Origin of the sequence: Cupriavidus sp. UGS-1, assembly GCF_021213615.1 — a bacterium.
Classification (GTDB): domain Bacteria; phylum Pseudomonadota; class Gammaproteobacteria; order Burkholderiales; family Burkholderiaceae; genus Cupriavidus.
The window spans coordinates 68,757-83,171 of sequence record NZ_JAJQJF010000005.1; the positions used below are offsets into that span (position 1 = coordinate 68,757).

The 14,415-nt window shown below is 65.2% G+C and carries 10 protein-coding genes; 8 read left to right on the forward strand and 2 right to left on the reverse strand.

Annotation, left to right across the window (positions count from 1 at the left end; all coding sequences use genetic code 11):
* Positions 1-167 precede the first annotated feature (167 nt).
* The 4 genes from LRR16_RS08855 to LRR16_RS08870 all read left to right on the forward strand — a co-directional run bounded on the left by LRR16_RS08855 (position 168) and on the right by LRR16_RS08870 (position 6,329).
* Positions 168-950: a transporter substrate-binding domain-containing protein gene (locus tag LRR16_RS08855; protein WP_232205762.1), complete on the forward strand. Its 783-nt coding sequence runs from the start codon at positions 168-170 to the stop codon at positions 948-950.
* A 205-nt stretch (positions 951-1,155) separates the two neighbouring features.
* On the forward strand, positions 1,156-2,169 hold the full coding sequence (locus LRR16_RS08860) for an AraC family transcriptional regulator (RefSeq protein ID WP_232205631.1): 1,014 nt from the start codon (positions 1,156-1,158) through the stop codon (positions 2,167-2,169).
* Positions 2,170-2,268: 99 nt separating this feature from the next.
* Complete coding sequence (locus tag LRR16_RS08865) at positions 2,269-3,645, forward strand: hypothetical protein (RefSeq protein ID WP_006576172.1); 1,377 nt, start codon at positions 2,269-2,271, stop codon at positions 3,643-3,645.
* Between the two features lie 116 nt (positions 3,646-3,761).
* A complete protein-coding gene (locus LRR16_RS08870; protein ID WP_232205632.1) occupies positions 3,762-6,329 on the forward strand; it encodes a hypothetical protein in 2,568 nt (855 codons plus the stop codon).
* Between the two features lie 88 nt (positions 6,330-6,417).
* Here the strand turns inward: LRR16_RS08870 and LRR16_RS08875 are convergent, their stop codons facing one another.
* Positions 6,418-6,819, reverse strand: a complete 402-nt coding sequence (locus LRR16_RS08875) for a DUF1801 domain-containing protein (RefSeq protein WP_232205633.1) — start codon at positions 6,817-6,819, stop codon at positions 6,418-6,420.
* Positions 6,820-6,928: 109 nt separating this feature from the next.
* Here LRR16_RS08875 and LRR16_RS08880 point away from each other — a divergent pair, with 109 nt between their 5' ends.
* The gene (locus LRR16_RS08880) at positions 6,929-7,273 is read left to right on the forward strand and encodes a YnfA family protein (protein WP_232205634.1); all 345 of its coding nucleotides are present in this window, start codon (positions 6,929-6,931) and stop codon (positions 7,271-7,273) included.
* A gap of 33 nt (positions 7,274-7,306) precedes the next feature.
* Here the strand turns inward: LRR16_RS08880 and LRR16_RS08885 are convergent, their stop codons facing one another.
* Positions 7,307-8,740: a PepSY domain-containing protein gene (locus LRR16_RS08885; protein ID WP_232205763.1), complete on the reverse strand. Its 1,434-nt coding sequence runs from the start codon at positions 8,738-8,740 to the stop codon at positions 7,307-7,309.
* A 198-nt stretch (positions 8,741-8,938) separates the two neighbouring features.
* Here LRR16_RS08885 and LRR16_RS08890 point away from each other — a divergent pair, with 198 nt between their 5' ends.
* The 3 genes from LRR16_RS08890 to LRR16_RS08900 all read left to right on the forward strand — a co-directional run bounded on the left by LRR16_RS08890 (position 8,939) and on the right by LRR16_RS08900 (position 14,337).
* On the forward strand, positions 8,939-11,056 hold the full coding sequence (locus LRR16_RS08890; protein WP_232205635.1) for a TonB-dependent siderophore receptor: 2,118 nt from the start codon (positions 8,939-8,941) through the stop codon (positions 11,054-11,056).
* Between the two features lie 134 nt (positions 11,057-11,190).
* Positions 11,191-12,711 (forward strand): hypothetical protein, encoded by a 1,521-nt coding sequence (locus tag LRR16_RS08895; protein WP_232205636.1) that lies wholly within the window; start codon positions 11,191-11,193, stop codon positions 12,709-12,711.
* 84 nt (positions 12,712-12,795) lie between these two features.
* The gene (locus tag LRR16_RS08900; protein WP_232205637.1) at positions 12,796-14,337 is read left to right on the forward strand and encodes a phospholipase D family protein; all 1,542 of its coding nucleotides are present in this window, start codon (positions 12,796-12,798) and stop codon (positions 14,335-14,337) included.
* Positions 14,338-14,415: the final 78 nt, after the last annotated feature.

Genomic DNA, 14,415 nt, shown 5'->3' on the forward strand with positions numbered 1-14,415 from the left:
CCTCGATTCGGCCGGGGCGGCTTCGATCTCTGCCTTGCCGGGTCCACTTCGCCAGCCAGCCAATAAGGATCGCTATGAAAGTGTGGCGATGGCCGCCGTGGCGTGTTCCGTTTCGTGCACAATCGCGCTTCGAATACCGCAAAAGCCACCGCCGAGGAGATTCCACGATGAAGAGAACCCAAAACGCCCTGGCCGTCCTTGCCCTGGTCTGCCTGCCCTGCTCTGCCTTGGCCCAGCCGGCCAATTCGACCTTGAACCGCATCAAGGACAGCGGCACCCTGCGGATCTGCACGCCTGGCGACTACAAGCCGTTCAGTTTCGAGAAGGCGCCCGGCACGTTCGAAGGTCTCGATGTCGATCTGATGCAGACGCTGGCCACGGCCCTGCAAGCCAAGCCGCAATACGTCAAGACGAGCTGGGCGAACCTGATGCCGGATTTCGTCGCCGGCAAATGCGATATTGCCGTCGGCGGTATTTCGGTCACGCTGGAACGCCAGCGCCAGGCTTATTTCAGTGCTCCTTACATGATCAATGGCAAGACGCCGTTGACCCGCTGCGAGAACGCCGCCAGGTTCCACACGATCGAATCGATCAATCAGCCGGCGGTGCGGGTCATCGCCAATCCGGGCGGAAGCAACGAGCGCTTTGCGCGGACGCATTTCGATCGCGCCCAGTTGAAGATCCATTCGGACAACCTGACGATCTTCGACGAGGTCATCAAGAAGAATGCCGACGTCTTTGTCACGGAAGCCGCGGAAGCGATCGTGCAAAGCAAGGCGCATCCGGAACTATGCGCAGTCAATCCGCAGAAACCTTTGCAATACGCCGAGATGGCGTACTTGCTGCCGCAGGGCGACGAGGTGTTCAAGCACTTCGTCGATCAGTGGCTGCATCTGAGCACCGCTAGCGGCGATTTCGGTCGTGTGCGAGCCAGGTGGCTGCCTGAGTAGGCGTTTTTGGAATTGCAATGACGATTGGCAACGCATTTCTGTCAATTGCATTCGACAAGCTGTTCCATTGCCATTTCCATGGCAATTAATTCTGTATTGAATCGGCCGATACACCGGTAGCGTATAAAGCGGGCACACTCCCCGTCTTGACGCCGAGGCCGGCCCGGCAAGCAATGGTGCGGCCCTTATCCGCGACCGGCCACACATGGAAGACGAGACAGGAGGCCGCCAGCCCGATGCGCTGCCGCCCCTGCTGCTCAGTGCTTTCTGTTCCGCGACGACGGCCGGCGTGCGCGAGCTTGCGGCCTTGCCCGCCGATGTCCTGGCATTCGGTTATCTGGGCGAGCGTATGCCCGACGGGTCCATGCGGTTGTTCCGCCTGGACACGATCGCGCTCGGCGCAAACGACGCCCCGTCTGCAAGCGCACCGCCGCTGTGGTTGGGCGCGGCGCTGTTCAAGGAGCCGCCGCTGACGGCAGCCGTCGCGCCGCCTGGCGATAGCTTGTTCCTGCTGCAGGGCGCCCTGCCCGCTTATCGTGGCCAGGCGCGTGGTACCCCTGTCTATCTGCTGCCGTTGCGGTCGGACTGGGCTGCCGGCACGCTGGGCTATACCCTGTCCGCGCTGCAGCCGGGCGGGCAACTGCCCTTGTCCGTGCCGCTGGCGACGTATCTGCGCGCGCAGATGCTGCTGCTTGCCCGCCTGGCGCCGGAATTGTCCCGGGACGAATCCATCGCCATGGCGCTGGCGACCGCCGAACTGGCCGCCACCCTGCTGCGGACATGGGCTCATGCCGCTGCCGCCTCCCCGCCGGCGGCCACTGCTCCGCCCGGCAGCGCCGTGCCCTCTTCCGCGGCCGCACGGGTCTATCGCGCGGCCCTTGCCCATATCGCCTCCCACCTGTCCGATCCGCAGCTGACCGGCCAGCGTCTTGCTCGTGCCGTCGGTTGCTCGCGCCCGACGTTGTACCGGGCCTTCGCCATGCACGGTACGACGGTGGCAACGCAACTGCTGGACGCCCGCATGGCGCATGCGCGGGCCCTGCTGGAAGCCGACGGTGATGCCGTGAAGCTCGCAGGCATTGCCTACGACTGCGGCTACGCCGATGTATCCGCATTCATCCGTGCGTTTCGCCGGGCTCACGGGCTCACCCCACGGCAATGGCGCGATCGCGCGCATTCCCTTCCTTCGAGGGGGGTGAGACAGCCTGCCGACCGGTAGAGACAAACTGCCTGCTGCTGCCCTGTGTCTGCCACCTACGCTGGGTCGCGTCGACGACGTTTGCGTTGACGTTCTCCCCTCCAACCGAAGGAGCATGCAATGAGCGACCAGCAACAGGCACAACAGAACTTTCTCGCGGCGATCGAGGCGCAGATGCGCACGATGCTCGGCAGCCAGCTCAATGGCGAGCTGCGCGCGCTGATCTATCCGCCGGGATTCAATTTCCAGACCACCGTGGGTGCGAACGCGTACTTCAACCCGTTCACGCTGAAGGTGCTGGATTACCCGACGATCGACGGCGGCAACGGTGCGAAGACACTCGACAACACAGACAGCTATTCCGGGCTGTATATGCGGCTGCTCAAGAGCGCTTCGTACCAGTTGTCCACGGCCGACAATACGCGCGTGCAAAAGGCGCTCGACGACGCAGCCGCGCAGCAACAGGCGCTAATCTCCGCCTGGGAGGAAGCCTACGGGACGATCCGGCTCGACGGCTCCGGCTTCGCCAACAAGGCGCTGTACATCAATGACGTCGTGCGCAAGGAGTACGGCAACGATCCGTCGAAGCTCGACGCCAGCGTGCGCATCGTCTATCTGACCTGGGCACTGGCGGCCGCTCCGGCGCTGACGGTCAAGCAGGCACAGTTCGATGCGCTGCAACGGCTCAATGCCGCGGCGGCCAACGTGCTGAACCCCAGCGCCAGCAACGGTGGCCTGCAGGTCGAAGACGGCAGCTACGTCGCCGCTTTCGACAATATTCCGACGCCGACCGAGCTGCTCGGGCGGCTGCGCAATACCGGCAATACGGTCACCGTCAAGGCCAGCGTGGCCTACAGCGAGAGCGGAACCACGTCGATGTCGGTCGGCGGCGGCGCAGGCGTGACCATCCCGCTGGACTTCCTGTCGATCTCGGTGGGCGGCTCGGCGCAGTACAACCTGGACAAGATGATGTCGCGCAATCAGTCGATGTCGATCGAGATGGCGTTCACCGGCGTCACGCCGATTTCGCCGTCGCCGCGGGTGCTGTCGGCCAACGGCCAGAGCGGCTGGTACGACAAGGTCATCGTCGACGAACTGGCGCGCAACAAGGCTGGCGACGACTTCACCGGTTTCTATCTGAGTTCGGACGAATGGAAGGGGCGCGCCGTATTTGGTCCGCAGGGCCGCTTTACCCGTGCCCGCACCCTCGTGCTGAGCCAGCGCCCGACCGTGACGCTGCGTTTCCACAAGGCTGACGCGTCGTCGATCAAGTCGATGTTTCAGGAGAACGTCGGCGTCAAGCTGAACCTGTTCGGGCTGATCCCGCTCGGCCACGCCGAGCAGTCCTACAAGACCACCAGCGCCCGCAGCGACGATGCCAGCGGCGACGTGGTCGTGACCTTCGGACCCGACAGCTTTGACGGCGGCACCGTCAATCCGCGGGACCGTACCTGCTACATCGTCGGCGCCGTGCTCGAAGAGATCGACGGCAAGTAAGCACGCGCGGCCCGCGGTGGCGCCGTGGGCCGTTGATCCATGCCCTGCCCTGCCCGGCTCGCGTCGCCACGCCTTGCGTCGCGTCGTGGGCCGAGCCTTACCTATCCGGTGACACCATGGCCAATATTGCCCCCTTCTTCAATACCGTGGCGCGGCAGCTGACCGCGTCCGTGCCGCGGCCGCATGCGGGCCAGTACCAGATCGTCGATGCCCCGCAGCGGGCCGCCTCGATCGGCTGGCAAGCGGTTTCCGTCCATCCGCTGCAGGTGCTCGAGACCGAGTACCAGCGTCTGGTGCGCGAGCAGCGCGCACAGGCGCAGGACGTCAATGCGAAGCGGGAGGCCGAAGGCGCGGCGCTGGCCCGCTTCTTCGTGCTTGACACGCAGGCTCCCGAGCCGCTGGATATTCCCGATTCGCCGTTGCGGACCCAGCTGCGCAATGCGCCGATGGCCGATCAGCGCCTGCAGGCAATGCGCGAGCAGCTGGAGCGCTGCGAGCGTCTGGCGTCGGCCAATCCGGCGCTGCCGCTGGCGCCGGCATTGGCCGATGCCGTCAACACCTTTCTGCAGCAGGCCATCGGTCTGTGCACGCTGGCGGTGCCGGTGCGCACGGCGGATCTGGTCGCCGATCCGATCTGGGCTGCACTGCAGTACTTGCACTTTATTGACCAGGCCAGCCCGCAGGATGCCATCGGGGCATGGCGGGCCGCCAATGCGGCCAAGGACCCCGCCTCGCTGATCGACGACCTGCATCAGAACGTCATGCGGCCGCTGTCGTCAGCGGCATTGAGCGTGGCTTCGGTGCGGGCGCTCTACAACATCCGCGATTTCTACCTGTACCGGCTGATGCATCGTTTCGAGGGCTATGCCGCGCAGGGCCGTATGGACCTGGAGACCAGGGCAGTCATCAGCGGCGCCGCGACGGGATATTTGCACAGTTCATTCGACTGGCTGACGCCTTGGCACGAAGCCCGCGTGCGAGAGCTGGCCGACGCGATCGCAAACCTGAACCAGCAGCTGCGTCAGCAATTTCACCGCAACGAGGACTGCCTGCGCTTCTTTTTGAAAGGCGGCCGCGCGCTGTACACGGCGTTGGGGGCGCCTGCGGAAGGCGGCAACGACTGGGACACCGGCGTGCTGATCGATCCGACGCTGCCGGCGGCGGACTGGTATGCCGCGTTCGGCGCGGTCAACGATCTGGTGTTGTCCAAGATGGACGTGTTCCGCTTCCAGTTCAACGCGCTGATGTACGCCCATGCCAACGTACTGAACGCCTGGCGGCCGCCGCAGCCGCAAGCGCAACTGGCGGGCGTGCATGACGCGCTGCCGGAGGCGTCGCCCTATAGCGAAGCCGCGATGCACGCGGAGGATCAGGCCGAACGCCTCGGTGCGGCGCCACGCGCCGTCACGGGAATCGTCCTTGCCAATCTCGGAGACCCTTCCGGCCCGGTCGGCATCAACGGGGAGTTGATCGATATCGGCATCGCCACCCGCAGCTCGGTGGAGCTGCGCGAGCACTGGAGCGAGGTGCGGATCGGCAATCGCCCCGGTGTATCGCAGGTGCAACTGCCGGTGCCGGATCTGGGCTATTTCGTCGACGACTTCAGCACCATCGTGCGCGAGGCCCTGTCGACGGGCCAGCCGCCCCGGGACACCAAGCTGGCGAAGCGGCTGGAGCGCCTGGACCGGGCCCTGGGCAGCGGCGATGCCGATTTGCGCAACGCCGTCGCCGCACGCCGACAGGCCTTGGCGGCCGCCCTGCCTGCGTGCGCCGCGGCGCTGGGCAACGCCGACGATACGGTGGCGCGGATACGCGTCTGGTCGCTGGCCGGCCTGCTGGCGGCCTTGCAGGCTTCGACACCGGCGGTGCAGCAAGGCTGGTGCCACGCGCTTGACGCGTGGCTGGCGCCCCAGCTGCGCGCCGGCACCTGGGTCAATCTTGCCGCCGTGAATTTCATCTGGAACGCGATCCGCGACGACGGCGCGTTGCGCGATGCCGAGCGTGCGGCGCGCTGCCGCGAGATTCTGGCCGTGCTGGGCGCGGTGGTGCAGCTGGCCGACACGGCCATGCAGAGTCTGGCGGCACGCGAGCAAGCGTTGACCGCGGGTGAGCCGGGGGCGCGGCGCCTCGATCAGGCGCTGCAGGCGCTAGGCGTCATGCAGATCGCGCTCGACGAGGCGCGGCACGCCGGCACCGTGCTGCTGACGGGTGCCGTGGCGGTACGCCAGCAGGCATTGCACGCCGGCCTCACCGCGCAGGACTGGGCCGCCGCCTGGCCGGTGGATGTGGTCGAGGCCGAAGCCCACCTGAATGCGCCGCTGGCGCAGCCGGTTGCCGATACCGTCGCACGCATGCTGATACGGCCGGCGTCGGTCAACCCCTGGCGCTGCTCCCAGTTGGCCGACGGCACCGTGCTGGTCCAACGCGCCAACAGCGACTGGCGCGTCGACGGGACACTGCCCGATGCCGATCCGATCGTGATGGCGCTGCGGCTGGTGGTGCCGGGCGATGCCGACGCGGTACGCGCCGCGGATGTCATCGATGGCCAATCGGTGCAGGCACAGCGGCCGCTGACGCTGTCCTATCGCGATCGCGGCGGCCATGCCGCCGACTTCCGCGTGCGGCAGGCGCTGCGGGCGACGGCCGATCTGGTCGGAGAGGATATTCTCGGCCGCCCCCTGTAATCGGAGGACCGTCGAGCGCTGACCGCATTTGGGCCGGCGGTTGGCGCTCGACACGCGGCTTCAGCAAGGGCTCATGGCGGGAGCGGTATCAGCGGCGCTTTCCTTTGCTGCCGTTCAACACCGCCGCCGCCCGCACCAGCTCCTTCAACGCCTTCTCGTCGATCTGCGCGCCTTGCTGGAAATCGATGGCGCGCCTGGTATTGCCGTCCAGGCTTGCATTGAACAGCCCGGCGGGATCCGGCAGCGCCGCGCCTTTGGCGAAGGTCATCTTGACGACGCTCTTGTAGGTCTCGCCGGTGCAGATGATGCCGTTGTGCGACCACACGGGAACGCCGCGCCATTTCCATTCTTCGATGACGTCGGGAGCGGCTTCCTTGATCAGCGCGCGCAGCCTGGCGAGCATTTCGCCTCGCCAGTCGCCCAGCTCCTCGATCCGTGCATCGATCAGCGCCGACGCGGATGGGTCTTGCTGCAATTCGTCGTTCTTCATTTCGGTTTCTCTTCAAACTCGCAGCGCGGCGAGCGCGGTGTTCGGGCGGTCGGGGCACGGCATTGCCGTGTGACAATGCGGACCATTGCTACCCTGCCCGCTTCGACCCGTGACCTTCCTAGCCTATACGGCGCTGTTCGTGCTGACGGCGCTGGCCGAGATCGTCGGCTGCTATTTGCCCTACCTGGTATTAAAGCAGGAAAAGAGTCCGCTGCTGCTGATTCCCGCGGCGCTGGCATTGGCGGCGTTCGCCTGGTTGCTGACCTTGCATCCCACGGCCGCGGGGCGCACGTATGCGGCCTATGGCGGCGTCTATATTGCGGTCGCGCTGCTGTGGCTTCGCCTCGTGGATGGCTTGCCGCTGACGCGCTGGGATGTCATCGGCGCGTCCGTGGCATTGGCCGGCATGGCTATTATCGTGCTGCAGCCTGCGTCTGGGGCCGGCACGGGGTGATTGCGGATCGGCGTCCGAGAGCATCCGGTCCGATCATCGCCGTACCGGTTCCGGCGGCGCGCCGGCCGTTCTGGCGACGGACCGGTCGATGATCCACACCACCAGCATCGTGATCCCCATCAGCGGGAATATCGCACCCAATACCGCCAGCCCTGCCACCCATGCGCGCATCGGCGGCGGGCTTGCCGGACGCGACGGCGCGCCCAGCGCATTGGCCGGTTTTCGCTTGATCCACATGATGAAGCCGGTGATCGCCAGCGCCATCAGGCCCAGCGAGATCACCGCGCATACGATCTGATTGGCCATGCCGAAATACCTGCCCATATGCAGCGAGGTGCCGTACGACACCGCCTTGGCGACGGCGCCGTAATCCTCATAGCGGATATCGCGGACGATATTGCCGCTGTGCGGATCGATATGCAGCGTTCGTTCTCCCCTGGGATCGTTGGGGAAGCAGGAAACCGAGTAGACCGAGCCGGTGCCTGCCGGCAGCGCGACCTGGCATCCCGGACCGGCACCGCGCGCGCGGACGATGGCCAGTATCCGATCCAGCCCGATGGCTGCATGGCCGGTGGAGGCGACGGAACGGGCTGGCACGGCGGTCAATCCCGTGGCCCATGGCACATCGCCAAGCGGCAGCGACTCCATGGTCTTCGTGTGGCCTCGATGGTCTTCCTGGCCGGCATCGCCCCCATTGCTTCGATCGCGGGCCGGTGCGTGCATGTGCCCCGCTCCGCCATCGGCCGGCCGTCCCAGATTCGCCGCGGTGGTGATGGCCTTGAACTGCTTGCCCCAGAGAGCGGTCCACGGCAGACCGGACAGCACGAACAGCAGCGCGCCGACGGCGAGCGACACGCCGAGCAGTAGATGGATTTCCTTCCAACGCCCTCGCCTGCCGCTTGCCGGCCGCATCCGAAACGCGGCAACGCCTGATTCGCGCAAGCGCGGCCACCACATCGCCAGGCCGGTGGCGATCATCACCAGCGTCCAGCATCCGGCCAGTTCCATCAGCACTTCGCCGGGCTTGCCCGCGAGCAATGCGCGATGCAGCATGCGGACCTGCTTCATCAAGCGGTCCTCGACGCTGAGGCTGCCCAGCACCGCGCCGGAGTACGGGTTCAGATAGAGGCTTTCGCTGTTGCCCGAGGGCAGCCGGAAGATGAATTCGGAGCTGGCGCGCGGGTCATTGCGCAACGTGTAGGTCGTGGCGACTGCTCCGGCCGGGGCCGCCGCTCTCGCCCGCTCCAGCAGCGTTTGCGCCGGAAGCGGTTCGCCCTGCGGCGTTACGCGCAATAACTGCGGATACAGCCATGGCTCGATTTGCGGTTGGAAGCAATAGATCGTGCCGGTGATTGCCAGCACGATCAGAAACGGCATCACGAACAGGCCGGCATAAAAATGCCAGCGCCAAAGCGTGCGGTGGGCGGCAGAGGTTCCGGAACGGGTTTGGGAAATCGACACGGGCATCGGCGCGCGGTGATGGTGTAAATCTCTTGGGAAATGCGCCATTGCGGCGCGAGTGCGTACTTTGCGACGAAAACCTGCGCGGGTCCTGCGGCATGGTGTCGCATGTACCGCTAAAGGCGTGGCAAATAGAATCGGGCAGCAAAAAAACAACCGCCTCTCTTGGTCGCGCGCCTTTTCCGCCGACACATCCATTTGCCCATGGCCCGATTTCTTCCACGCGAGGTGGCGCTAGCCGCTGCCGCCGTTTGCCTGTCCGCCCAAGCCGCCGATCCATCGCCGGAGATCCACGAACTGGCACCGGTCACCGTCCATGCCGGCGGCCAGACCGGGCTGGACGAACCGGCCTCGATCGGGTCGAATCTCGGCCTGACACCGATGCAGACGCCGGCCAGCGTGGACGTCATCGCCCGCGACCAGCTCGAGATCCGGGGCGATGTGTCGCTGGTCGATGCCATTACCCGCGCCCCGGGGCTGTCCGGGCTTGGCCATCCCGGCAATGGCGGCGCTTCGCTATCCGCGCGAGGCTTTACCGATGCGGCTTCGGTCATGCGGCTCTACGATGGCGTGCGCCAATACGGCGGGATCGGTGTCACCTATCCGTTCGATACCTGGTCGGTCGAACGCATCGAGGTGCTGCGCGGTCCCGCCTCGGTGATCTATGGCGAGGGCGCGATCGGCGGCGTCGTCAACGTGGTGCCGAAGAAGCCGACGCGCGGTCCGATCGAGAACGAAATCCAGGCGACGATCGGCACGGAAAACACCCAGCGGCTCGCGTTCGGCAGCGGCGGCGCCATCGACGAACGCTGGTCATACCGCTTCGATGTCAGCGGCAATCGTACCGATGGGTCGGTGGATTTCGGGGATTCGCGCAATCTGTCGGTGTCGGGCGCGCTGCAATGGGATCCGACGCCCGAGCTTGCGCTCAAGCTGAGTTACGCCAAGGGCTGGCAGCAGCCGGCACGCTATTTCGGCGTGCCGCTGATCAATGGCCGCCAGGATCCGTCCTTGCGAACGCGAAACTACAACGTCAGCGACAGCCGCATCCAGTACGACGACCAGTGGACCGAACTGTCGGCGCGGTGGACGCCGAGCGCCGATCTGACGGTTCGCTCGCGGGCCTACTACATCGACAGCAAACGCCATTGGCGCAATGCCGAGTACTACGACTATCTGCCGGCGAGCGGGCTGATCCAGCGTTCGTCCTATGTCGAGATCCTTCATGACCAGTGGCAGGTCGGCAATACGACCGACGTGGTCTATCGCCATGCGCTGTTCGGCATGAACAACAGCCTGGCGGTCGGCTTCGACATCAATCGGGCATCGTTTCGCCATACCAACAACTCCCCCTACTCCGGCAGCACCGTCGTCGATCCCTACACGTTCGATCGCGGCCAGTTCATCAACGTGGCCGGCACAGCGCCGCGCTACAGCAACGAGGCGGTCCAGTACGCCTTGTTTGCCGAGAATCGGCTCGAAATCACGCCGCGCTGGTCGGTGTTGGGCGGTTTGCGCTATGACCATGCGCGGATCGAACGCCACGATCTGATGGCCCATCGCGAGGCGTTCGACAGGACGTTTTCGCACGTCGGCTGGCGCGCGGGAACGGTCTACAACCTGACGCCGAATCTCGCGCTATACGCGCAATACTCGGAAGCCGCCGATCCCGTCAGCGCGCTGCTGATGCTGTCGTCCTCCAACAGCCATTTCGACCTGTCCACCGGCCGCCAGATCGAAGCCGGCGTCAAGCAGGACTTCTGGAACGGCAAAGGGGAATGGACGGTCGCGGCTTATCACATCGTCAAAAAGAACCTGGTCACCCGCGACGCAGCCAATCCCGCGCAAAGCGTACAGGTCGGCGAACAATCGTCGCGTGGAATCGAGGCCAGCGTCGGCGTCGAATTCCTGTCCGGCTGGCGGCTCGATGCCAATGCGGCGCTGCTGCAGGCACGCTATGACGACTTCACGGAATCGGTGAACGGCACGGCGGTCTCGCGGGCCGGCAACGTGCCGACCGACGTGCCCGAGCGGCTGGCCAATGCCTGGCTGACCTGGCGCTTCCTGCCGGAATGGACAGCAGGCGCCGGCATCCGCTATGTCGGCCGCCGTTTTGCCGACCGAGCCAATACGCTGGAAATGCCGGCCTACACCACCACGGATCTGCTGCTGCAATGGCGGCCGCGCAAGAACACCACGCTGTCGCTGCGCGGCTTCAATGTGTTCGACCGGCACTATGTCGCGACGGCTTACTACAACCCCACGCAGTGGCTGCAGGGGGCAGGACGGCGGGTCGAATTGACGGTCAATCACCGGTTCTGAGTCGTGGTATTGCCTTGACGATGCGGCATCATAGTGCCCTGGCGCGGTAGGAAAGGCCTACCGCGGTTGGGTTTGCCTTGCTTGCGCCGCTTTTTTTCCGGCAAGGCACGCACCCTGTTGGCAAGCATCGGATCGTGCAAATCACCACCTACGACCATTTCACCTTCGACCTGGCGCGCTTTGGCAATCCCGTCGAGCTTTGCTCGCTGCGTGTCGGCGAGCATGACTTCGGATGGCGATGCCGCTTTACTGTGCCAGTGCGCAAGGGTGGCGACGGCGGGCGATACCAGACGGTACAGGTACGCTTTCTCCATCCGTTGTCCTCCCCCGACTTTGCAGGCTGGTCCGCCCGGCGGTTGAGCATCGACGCCTCGCGGGGAACCTATCGTGCCGGTCGCTGGCAGTCGCTGGACATCAGCGCGCCCGATCTGACGCGATTGCCCTCGCCGCCACGATGGTTTGCCACCGATCGCGACGTGGCGGATTTCGAGAAGCCGCCGGACGATGATGCTGGCGAACAGCAGTACGAATTGCGCGACGACGCACTAGTGTTTGCCGCGTACGACGGACAGGTCTGCGTGCCATGGAGCGAGGTCGTCGCCATCGAATTGACGCGGTATGCCGACGCCCATTCCTGCAGCGAGATCCCGTTGCGGCGAATGAGTTTTCAACTGATGCAAGGCTGCGAGCAACAGTTTGCGCCGCCACGTAGCGCGTCGGACCCGTTCTATGCGTCGCTCCAGCGGCGCTTCGGCATCGAACTCGCGCAAATCGAAGCGGTTCTACAGGCGTCGCGACCTTGCAAGCGGGTGCTGTGGACTCGCTTGCCGATGTTGAAGCTCGACCCGGCCCCGATACTCGATGGCTCGCAAATTGCGGATGCGCTGGCGGCGTGGGTCGATGCCGGCAGCGCGGGCCTGCTGCAGGCCGGCCCCCTGACCATAGCCGAGCTGGATCTGCATCGCCACGATGAACCGTTCGCAAATTTCCCGCCGCGCAGGGCTTCTTTCCGGTTCTCAGGCATCAACGGGTTGACAGACAAGGCGGCGTTGGTTCAGGTGGTAAAGGGGATGCGCGTAGCGGAAGGCGTTGCGCCGGAAATTCGTCCAGATTCGCACATGTTCATGGATTGGCGGAACGACCGGATCCACATCAGCTTGCACTTCGACGTACTCGGCCACGGTTGGCTGAACCTGACAGACGCGGACTATCTTGCGAGGATCCGCGGGCGTTGGCCGCACTGGCAGGAATGCGCCCCGGACGTGTGGTTACCGCTCGGTTTCGAGGTCACTTCGGTGGACTATGACGGCGTCGATAGCGACTCGATATTGCCGCGCGTCGATCCACTTGATGACATGAAGCAAATCGTGCTCTGGACCGCAGGCGATTGGCAGGGCTTCAGCAGCAAAGTCTGGAGTTTCCGATGGCGAGTTGGCGAATTGTCGGCCATCGATACGTGGGAGTCGGATATCTGCGCGGACCGTGGCGGACCTTACTCTCATCTGGCCCTGACGCTGAACGCGGGCGCACGATTTGATATTCGCAGCCGTGAGCCGGTCGATGTCGATATCGTTCGAGCGTTCTTCCGTTGCGGCGGCCATGGAGTCGAGGCTGGCGGGAACCATGCGCGTGGCACTATCGACCGTATCGCCTAGTCTCAGTCCATCGGAATCGCGTCCCTCATGGCTCCCCTGTTCGATCGTGTCCTTGCGCCTTTGTGCTTCATCGCCGTTCCCGCCATGGCAACGCTGCTGCTCGGCGGATGCGCCCTGCCACCGCTCGAAGACCGGACGCCTTCCCACGCACTGACACCAGAGCAGTCCCGCGCTACCGCACTCGGACGTGCCTTGGCGCCGGCCCTGTCCCAGCGCCCGGGTCTATCGGGCATTCACGCACTGGCCGATCCGCGCGAGGCCTTCGCCGCGCGCGTCCATGGCGCGCGCATGGCCGAGCGCACGCTGGACGTGCAGTACTACATCTGGCGCCGCGACACCACGGGCACGCTGCTGCTCGATGCGCTGCATGAAGCCGCCGAGCGCGGCGTGCGGGTGCGTCTGCTGCTGGACGACAACGGTATTTCGGGGCTGGACGAGATCCTGTCCGCGCTGGATGCCCATCCCAATATCGAGGTCCGCCTCTTCAATCCGTTCGTGGTACGGTCGCCGAAATTCATCGGCTATCTGACCGACTTTCGCCGCCTGAACCGGCGCATGCACAATAAATCGTTCACCGTGGATGCGCAGGCCACCATCGTTGGCGGTCGCAACGTCGGCGACGAATATTTCGGCGCCACCGATGGCGTGCTGTTTTCCGATCTGGATGTGCTGGCCGTTGGCCCGATTGCGGCCGATGTCGAGCGCGAGTTCGATCGCTACTGGGCCAGCGCCAGTGCCTATCCGATCAATGCGATCGTGCCGCCTGTCGCACCGGACAGGCTCGAGCAGCTGACCCGGGAGGCGGCCATCGCGCGGCGCGACCCGGCCGCCGAAGCCTACATGAACGCCCTGAAGGCGATGCCGGCATACCGCCGCATCCTCGATGGCACCTTGGCGTTCGAGTGGGCAAAGACGCGGATCGTCAGCGACGACCCCGCCAAGGTCCTGGGCAAGGCGCCGCGCCACGCGCTGATCGGGCACCAGCTGATGGAGACCATCGGCGTGCCGGCGCGGGAACTCGATCTGGTATCCCCCTATTTCGTTCCGACCAAGTCCGGCGCCAACGCCTTCGCGAACCTGGCCGCCAAGGGTGTCAATGTGCGCGTGCTGACCAATGCGGCCGAGGCGACGGACGTCAAGGTAGTGCACTCCGGCTATGTCAAATGGCGCCGTGCGTTGCTGGAATCCGGCGTGCAGTTGTTCGAGTTGAAGCGCGAAATTGCGGCGCCGGCGGACAAGGCCGATACCACGCCGCCGACCAGGCCAGAGGAGCGCGCCGGACCGTTCGGCAGCTCCGGCGCGAGCCTGCACGCGAAGACGTTCGCCGTGGACGCGCAGCGCGTCTTTGTCGGCTCGCTGAACTTCGATCCCCGCTCGGCGAATCTGAATACCGAACTGGGCTTCGTGATCGAGAGCCCCACGCTGGCGGGCCGCATTGAATCGGCGTTTGGCACCAGCGTCCCGCAGAACGCCTACGAGGTCCGGCTGTCCGACAACGGCAGCCTGTACTGGCTGGAACGGCGCGGCAACGACACGATTCGCCACGATACCGAGCCCAACACCAGCTGGCTGGAGCGCGTCTGGATCCGCGGGCTGTCGTGGTTGCCGATCGACTGGATGTTATGACGGTGTGATAGGCGAGCACTGACGGTAGCGTGCAAGGCCGCTACGGCGGGAATCCCTGCGAGCGGCCGCCGCATTGCG

What these genes read in the sequence shown, in the direction of transcription:
- LRR16_RS08860 (WP_232205631.1), top strand. Translation starts at nt 1,156, where the DNA reads ATGGAAGACGAGACAGGAGGCCGCCAGCCCGATGCGCTGCCGCCCCTG.
- LRR16_RS08875 (WP_232205633.1), bottom strand. Translation starts at nt 6,819, where the DNA reads ATGAAGAACGACGAATTGCAGCAAGACCCATCCGCGTCGGCGCTGATC.
- LRR16_RS08890 (WP_232205635.1), top strand. Translation starts at nt 8,939, where the DNA reads ATGGCCCGATTTCTTCCACGCGAGGTGGCGCTAGCCGCTGCCGCCGTT.
- LRR16_RS08855 (WP_232205762.1), top strand. Translation starts at nt 168, where the DNA reads ATGAAGAGAACCCAAAACGCCCTGGCCGTCCTTGCCCTGGTCTGCCTG.
- LRR16_RS08870 (WP_232205632.1), top strand. Translation starts at nt 3,762, where the DNA reads ATGGCCAATATTGCCCCCTTCTTCAATACCGTGGCGCGGCAGCTGACC.
- LRR16_RS08865 (WP_006576172.1), top strand. Translation starts at nt 2,269, where the DNA reads ATGAGCGACCAGCAACAGGCACAACAGAACTTTCTCGCGGCGATCGAG.
- LRR16_RS08900 (WP_232205637.1), top strand. Translation starts at nt 12,796, where the DNA reads ATGGCAACGCTGCTGCTCGGCGGATGCGCCCTGCCACCGCTCGAAGAC.
- LRR16_RS08885 (WP_232205763.1), bottom strand. Translation starts at nt 8,740, where the DNA reads ATGCCCGTGTCGATTTCCCAAACCCGTTCCGGAACCTCTGCCGCCCAC.